The sequence below is a fragment of the Rhodoferax sp. OV413 genome (assembly GCF_945881795.1).
Classification (GTDB): Bacteria; Pseudomonadota; Gammaproteobacteria; order Burkholderiales; family Burkholderiaceae_C; genus Allorhodoferax.
In genome coordinates this window covers 1-6,585 of the sequence record NZ_CAMCVG010000103.1, presented here as the reverse complement: position 1 = coordinate 6,585, position 6,585 = coordinate 1, and the positions used below count along the sequence as shown (strand labels likewise).

5 protein-coding genes and 1 other RNA gene are annotated in these 6,585 nt (G+C 60.6%); 4 read left to right on the top strand and 2 right to left on the bottom strand.

Going from position 1 to position 6,585, the window contains the following annotated elements:
- Both serC and gyrA read right to left on the bottom strand, forming a co-directional pair.
- Window positions 1-888: 3-phosphoserine/phosphohydroxythreonine transaminase (serC, locus tag Q0O05_RS10735; RefSeq protein WP_293662870.1), on the bottom strand; the 888-nt coding region annotated here is incomplete at its 3' end.
- A gap of 70 nt (window positions 889-958) precedes the next feature.
- Window positions 959-3,643 carry a DNA gyrase subunit A gene (gene gyrA / locus Q0O05_RS10730; RefSeq protein WP_293662868.1) on the bottom strand — a complete coding sequence of 895 codons (2,685 nt, stop codon included), beginning with the start codon at window positions 3,641-3,643 and terminating at the stop codon, window positions 959-961.
- Window positions 3,644-3,889: 246 nt separating this feature from the next.
- Between gyrA and ompA the strand changes: the two genes are divergently transcribed.
- The 4 genes from ompA to ssrA all read left to right on the top strand — a co-directional run bounded on the left by ompA (window position 3,890) and on the right by ssrA (window position 6,392).
- Window positions 3,890-4,546, top strand: a complete 657-nt coding sequence (ompA, locus tag Q0O05_RS10725) for an outer membrane protein OmpA (RefSeq protein ID WP_293662866.1) — start codon at window positions 3,890-3,892, stop codon at window positions 4,544-4,546.
- A 70-nt stretch (window positions 4,547-4,616) separates the two neighbouring features.
- Window positions 4,617-5,327, top strand: coding sequence for a bifunctional 2-polyprenyl-6-hydroxyphenol methylase/3-demethylubiquinol 3-O-methyltransferase UbiG (ubiG, locus tag Q0O05_RS10720; RefSeq protein WP_293662864.1), 711 nt, complete (start codon window positions 4,617-4,619; stop codon window positions 5,325-5,327).
- Window positions 5,324-6,004 carry an HAD-IA family hydrolase gene (locus Q0O05_RS10715; protein WP_293662862.1) on the top strand — a complete coding sequence of 227 codons (681 nt, stop codon included), beginning with the start codon at window positions 5,324-5,326 and terminating at the stop codon, window positions 6,002-6,004. Before ubiG ends, Q0O05_RS10715 begins: the two co-directional genes overlap by 4 nt.
- 12 nt (window positions 6,005-6,016) lie before the next feature.
- Window positions 6,017-6,392: a transfer-messenger RNA gene (gene ssrA / locus Q0O05_RS10710) on the top strand.
- The last annotated feature ends 193 nt before the right edge of the window (window positions 6,393-6,585 follow it).

Sequence of the window (6,585 nt, the reverse complement as noted above, 5' to 3'; positions counted from 1 at the left end):
GCCGGAGGCGTCGATCGCGCCATACAGCAGCTCGGCCTTGGCGATGTTGCGGGCCTCCATAGCGGCAATCCCTCCCTGGCGCTTGAGCCACTGGAACACCAGACCGGCGATGTAGATGGAGAACGTGGGTGGCGTGTTGAACATCGATTCGTTGTTTGCTACCGTCTGGTAGTCAAAGGCGCTCGGGCAGCCCGACTGGGCAAAACCCAGCAGGTCTTCGCGCACCACTACCAGCGTCAGCCCGGCAGGGCCCAGGTTTTTTTGCGCACCGCCAAAGGCCAGCCCGACCTTGGACCAGTCCACGCTGCGCGAGGCCACGTGCGACGAGAAGTCGATCACCAGCTCAGCGCTCGAGCCCAGCGCCTTCAGGTCGGGCAGGGTATGGAACTCCACACCGTGGATGGTCTCATTCGAGCAGATGTGCACATAGCTGGCGCCCTTGCGCAGCTGCCAGGCTTCGGGCGGGGGAATATCGATGAAACCCTGCGGCTTGCTGCTGGCAGCGAGCTGCGCATCGCAAAACTTGCCGGCTTCTTTGAAGGATTTATCGCTCCAGCTGCCGGTGACCACGAAGTCGGCAGCGCCTTGTCCGCTGGTTACGCGCAGGCGGCTGAGGTTGAGCGGGACGATGGCGTTCTCGGCCAGCCCGCCACCCTGCATGAACAAAATCTTGAAGTTCTGCGGCACCGCCAGCAGTTCGCGCAGGTCTGCCTCTGCCGCGGCATAGATGCTCATGAACTCCCGCCCGCGGTGGCTCATCTCCATCACGCCCATGCCGCTGGGGCGACCTTCGGCGTCCGGCCAGTTCAGCATCTCGGCGGCAGCTTGCACCAGTACTTCGGCTGGCATGGCGGCCGGCCCGGGCGAGAAGTTGTAGGGGCGTTGCATCGGTTGATTTAGGAGTGAAATCCGGCGCTAGCGCCCGTAGATACTGCGCGAGCAGCTATCAAATTGATAGTTATTCGGCGCCCTTTTCGGTGTCTGAGCCCGCGTCGGCAGCGTCGTCGGGAGATTCTCCCGCGGCGTTGTCGGTGGCGTCATCCGCAGATTCTGCGGGGTTGGCGTCGTTTTCCACAATGCGCTGCAAGCCGCTGAGCTTGGAGCCCTCATCCAGTCCGATCAGGGTCACGCCCTGCGTGGCGCGGCCGAGTTCGCGGATCTCGCTTACGCGGGTGCGCACCAGCACGCCCCTGTCGGTGATCAGCATGATCTCGTCATCAGCGTGCACCAGGGTGGCTGCGACGACCTTGCCATTGCGCCCGGTCTGCTGGATGGCAATCATCCCTTTGGTGCCGCGGCCGTGTCGGGTGTATTCGGTGATGTTGGTGCGCTTGCCAAAGCCATTTTCGGTGGCAGTCAACACGCTTTGCTGCTCGTCTTCAGCCACCAGCATGGCAATCACGTTCTGGCCGTCGTCCAGCATCATGCCGCGCACGCCGCGCGCATTGCGGCCCATCGGGCGGACATCGTTTTCGTCAAAGCGCACCGCCTTGCCGCCGTCGCTGAACAGCATCACGTCGTGCTTGCCGTCGGTAAGCGCCGCGCCAATCAGGAAGTCGCCTTCGTCCAGGTCGACAGCGATGATGCCTGCCTTGCGGGGATTTGAAAATTCGTCCAACGCTGTCTTCTTGACCGTGCCCATGCGGGTGGACATGAACACGTACTGGTCGGCGGGAAAGGTCCGCTTCTCGCCGGTGAGGGCCAGCACCACCGTGATTTTTTCGCCTTCGGCCAGCGGAAACATGTTCACGATAGGGCGGCCACGCGAGCCGCGCGAGCCCTGTGGCACTTCCCAGACCTTGAGCCAGTACAGGCGGCCGCGGTTGGAGAAGCACAGGATGTAGTCGTGGGTGTTGGCCACAAACAGCTGGTCCACCCAGTCGTCTTCCTTGGTGGCGGTGGCTTGCTTGCCGCGTCCGCCGCGCTTCTGGGCGCGGTATTCATGCAGCGGCTGGCTCTTGATGTAGCCGCTGTGGCTCATCGTGACCACCATGTCGGTGGGGGTGATCAGGTCTTCGGTGGACAGGTCGAACGAGGAGTGTTCCACCAGGCTGCGGCGCGCGCCGATCTTGGTTTGGCCGAATTCCTGCTTCACATGGGCCAGCTCGTCGCTGATGATCACAGCCACGCGCTGCGGCTTGGCCAGAATGTCCAGCAGGTCTTCAATCTCTGCCATCACCTCTTTGTATTCGGCAACGATCTTGTCCTGCTCCAGGCCGGTGAGTCGCTGCAAGCGCATTTGCAGGATTTCCTGTGCCTGGGTTTCCGACAGGCGGTAGAGGCCGTCGCCGCCCATACCGAATTCTTTCTCCAGTCCCTCGGGGCGGTAGTCATCGGCGTTCACCACGCCGCCATCAGAGCGGGTACGCGTCAGCATCTCGCGCACCAGTTTGCTGTCCCACGGGCGGTTCATCAGCTCCAGCTTGGCTACAGGCGGGGTGGGCGACTCGCGGATGATGCGGATGAACTCATCAATGTTGGCCAGCGCGACCGCCAGGCCTTCGAGCACGTGGCCGCGTTCGCGTGCCTTGCGCAGGTTGAACACCGTGCGGCGCGTGACCACTTCACGGCGGTGATCCAGAAACACCTCAATCAGGTCTTTCAGGTTGCACAACTTGGGTTGGCCGTTGACCAGCGCCACCATGTTGATACCGAAGGTGTCCTGCAACTGGGTTTGCTTGTAAAGGTTGTTCAGCACCACCTCGGGCACCTCGCCGCGCTTGAGCTCAATCACCAGTCGCATCCCTGATTTGTCGGACTCGTCCTGGATGTGGCTGATGCCTTCAATCTTCTTTTCGTGCACCAGCTCGGCCATGCGCTCTTGCAAGGTCTTCTTATTTACCTGGTAGGGCAGCTCGTCCACGATGATGGCCTGCCGCTGGCCCTTGTCGATGTCCTCGAAGTGGCAGCGCGCCCGCATCACCACGCGTCCGCGCCCGGTGCGGTAACCGTCTTTCACGCCTTGAATGCCGTAGATGATGCCGGCGGTCGGAAAGTCGGGCGCTGGAATGATGTCCATCAGCTCGTCAATCGATGCTGCGGGGTTTTTCAGCAGATGCAGGCAGGCATCTACGACTTCATTCAGGTTGTGCGGCGGAATGTTGGTGGCCATGCCCACGGCGATGCCGCCCGAGCCATTGACCAGCAGGTTGGGGACGCGGGTGGGCATCACCAGTGGTTCGCGCTCGGAGCCGTCGTAGTTGGGCCCGAAGTCCACCGTTTCTTTGTCCAGATCGGCCAATAACTCGTGCGCGATTTTGGCCAGCCGGATTTCGGTGTAACGCATCGCCGCGGCGCTGTCGCCGTCCACCGAGCCGAAGTTGCCTTGCCCGTCTACCAGCATGTGGCGCATCGAAAAATCTTGCGCCATGCGGACGATGGTGTCGTAGACCGACTGGTCCCCGTGCGGGTGGTACTTACCAATCACGTCGCCCACAATACGCGCCGACTTCTTGTAAGCGCGGTTCCAGTCGTTGTTGAGCTCGTGCATCGCGTACAACACGCGGCGGTGCACGGGTTTGAGCCCGTCACGCGCATCGGGCAGGGCGCGCCCCACGATCACGCTCATGGCGTAATCCAGGTAGCTTCGGCGCATTTCCTCCTCAAGACTGATGGGCAGCGTTTCTTTGGCGAACTGGGTCATGGTTGATCTCTGTCTATCAATGTCGAGGACGACCGTGGATTCTACGACCGCGGGTGTGTAGCCTCGTTGCAACAGCGGCCGCGAGATTTTGGCTTTCGCTCCCGAGCGTGCGATGGTGCACAAAGCGTGCACATCGGTATGGCACAATCTTGAGAACGTCCTCGGGCAAGTCGTCCATGGACGTCACATTTCGTCATATATTCAATGGCAGTCCGTTGCCACTATCGCCGACCAAAAGGAAGATCCATGAAAAAACTGACTCAAGTAGCTGCCCTGATCGCTGCCACCGTGTTGGCATCCGCCGTTGGCGCTCAAGAAATCCACAACTGGCGCAGCGCCTCCGGCGACGTCTGGAAGAACGCTTCAGGCCAATGCTGGCGCGACGCCAGCTGGACACCCGCTACCGCCGCTCCTGGCTGCGATGGCGCCATCGTCGCACCCAAGGCTGCTCCTGCCCCCGCACCAGCTCCCGTGGCTGCTCCAGCACCAACTCCCGCTCCCGCTCCCGCTCCCGCTCCCGCTCCCGCTGCTGCCCCCGTTGCAGCTGCCAGCAAAGTTTCCTATGCTGCCGATGCTTTCTTTGACTTCGACAAGTCCGTGCTGAAGGCCGAAGGCAAAGCCAAGCTCGACGACCTGGTTGCCAAGGTGAAGGCCATCAATCTGGAAGTCATCATCGCCGTCGGCCACACCGACTCGGTGGGCTCTGATGCTTACAACCAAAAGCTGTCGGTTGCGCGCTCTGAGGCTGTGAAGGCCTACTTGGTGTCCAAGGGCATTGAAAAGAACCGCGTTTACACCGAAGGTAAGGGCGAGAAGCAACCCGTTGCTGACAACAAGACCAAAGACGGTCGCGCCAAGAACCGCCGCGTTGAAATCGAAGTGGTTGGCACACGCGCCAAGTAATCTGTTCTCTGGAACGATTGATAAAAACCCGCTTCGGCGGGTTTTTTCTTGCCCCCTCCATAATGAAACCATGAACCAACCCCTCAACGCTGACCCCGCCGAATTGGCCAAGTTCTCGGACCTCGCACACCGCTGGTGGGATACCGAGAGTGAGTTCAAGCCCCTGCACCAAATCAACCCGCTGCGCCTGGCCTGGATTCAGGGCTTCGTCCCTCTGCAAGGCAAGCGTCTGCTGGATGTTGGTTGTGGCGGCGGCATTTTGGCGGATTCCGCGGCCAGGCAGGGCGCCGATGTATTGGGCATAGACCTCTCCACCAAGGCTCTTCGTGTGGCGCAATTGCACGCCCTGGAAGCCCAGACCCCCCGGGTTGCTTACCGCGAAATCAGCGCAGAAGCTTTGGCTGAGGAGGCGCCCGAGTCTGTCGACGTGGTGACCTGCATGGAAATGCTGGAACACGTGCCCGACCCCGCTTCGGTGGTTGCGGCCTGCGCGCGCATGGTCAAGCCCGGCGGTTGGGTTTTTTTCTCGACGCTGAACCGCAATCCCATGTCCTTCTTGCAGGCCATTGTGGGTGCGGAATACATACTCAAGTTGCTGCCAAAAGGCACCCACGAATACGCCAAGATGATCCGACCCAGCGAGTTGGCGCACTTTTGCCGGGCGGCCGGCTTGGAGTTGCAAGCCACCAAGGGGCTGGGTTACAACCCCATTACCCGTAAATACAGCCTTAACAACAGCACGCAGGTGAATTACCTGTTTGCCACCCGGAAGATCGCATGAGCTTGCAAACCCCCCGTGGCCCGGTCAAAGCGGTGCTGTTTGATTTGGACGGTACGCTGATTGATAGCGCGCCCGATCTGGGCGCTGCCGCCGACAAAATGCGTACCGATCGCGGCCTGCCCTCGCTGCCCGATTCGGCGTACCGGGCCATGGCCGGCGCAGGCGCGCGCGGCATGTTGGGCGTGGCTTTCGGGGTAACGCCCGAGTCGCCTGATTTCGAGGCCCTGCGTGAAGAATTTTTTGTGAATTACGAGCAATGCATGACCGAGCGCACCTATGTGTTTGACGGCGTGTTGCACCTGCTTCAAGATATCGAGTCCCGTGGACTGGCGTGGGGCGTGGTCACGAATAAATCGAAGCGATTTACCGATCCGCTCGCGGCCCAGTTGCCCTTGTTCGCCAATGCGGCGGTCGTCATCAGCGGGGACACCACACCTTTTGCCAAACCGCACCCCGAGCCCCTGTTCGAAGCGGCGCGGCGCCTCGGCCTGGAGCCAGCGCACTGCGTTTATGTGGGCGACGACGAGCGCGATATCCTCGCCGCCCGCGCGGCAGGCATGTTTTCGGTCGCGGCGTGCTACGGCTACCTTGGCGCGCAGGCCGACACTGCGCAGTGGGGCGCCGATGCTGAAATTAATTCCCCTGCCCAACTCTTGCAATGTCTGGCAGGCGCCTAAAATAGTGCCTTAGGGGCTGCACTGGTTTCGACGTGGATTGGAATCGTTGTGGTGCATGTCGAGCTGAATGCGCTCGTAAAACAGATTCAAACAAACTAACTGCAAACGACGAACGTTTCGCACTCGCTGCTTAATAACCAGTGAGCCTTACAACGGCAGGCCGATGGGCCGGGCAAGGGTGGCGCAAGCTGTCCAGGCTGTAAGGTCATTCACATCGGCTGGCTTTTTACCGGGTACCTTGGTGAGAGGCGAGAAAGTAGGGTACTGGCGTCCGGCATAGCGTGCGACTGCGCGATTCCGGTGGCGAGACCCAAATCAGACCGCTAAACATGTAGATCTGCTCGAGGAAGTTTTGCGGACGCGGGTTCAAATCCCGCCAGCTCCACCATTTCCCTCAAAAACTGACCTCTCACCAGAAATGGTGGGGGGTCTTTTTTTGCAGTTTCCCCAGTGAAAATGCACTTTTCTGACCTTACCCCCTCGCGAGCGCCATCGACCCAATTCGGTCGGAAGTGGGCATTTCTCTGCGTTTTCCTCTCTCTGTTCTCTGTGACCCTCGCGAGCGATCGCGAGACCTGTTT

Coding starts and splice junctions, on each gene's coding strand:
- gyrA (WP_293662868.1), bottom strand. CDS start 3,643: ATGACCCAGTTCGCCAAAGAAACGCTGCCCATCAGTCTTGAGGAGGAA.
- ompA (WP_293662866.1), top strand. CDS start 3,890: ATGAAAAAACTGACTCAAGTAGCTGCCCTGATCGCTGCCACCGTGTTG.
- ubiG (WP_293662864.1), top strand. CDS start 4,617: ATGAACCAACCCCTCAACGCTGACCCCGCCGAATTGGCCAAGTTCTCG.
- Q0O05_RS10715 (WP_293662862.1), top strand. CDS start 5,324: ATGAGCTTGCAAACCCCCCGTGGCCCGGTCAAAGCGGTGCTGTTTGAT.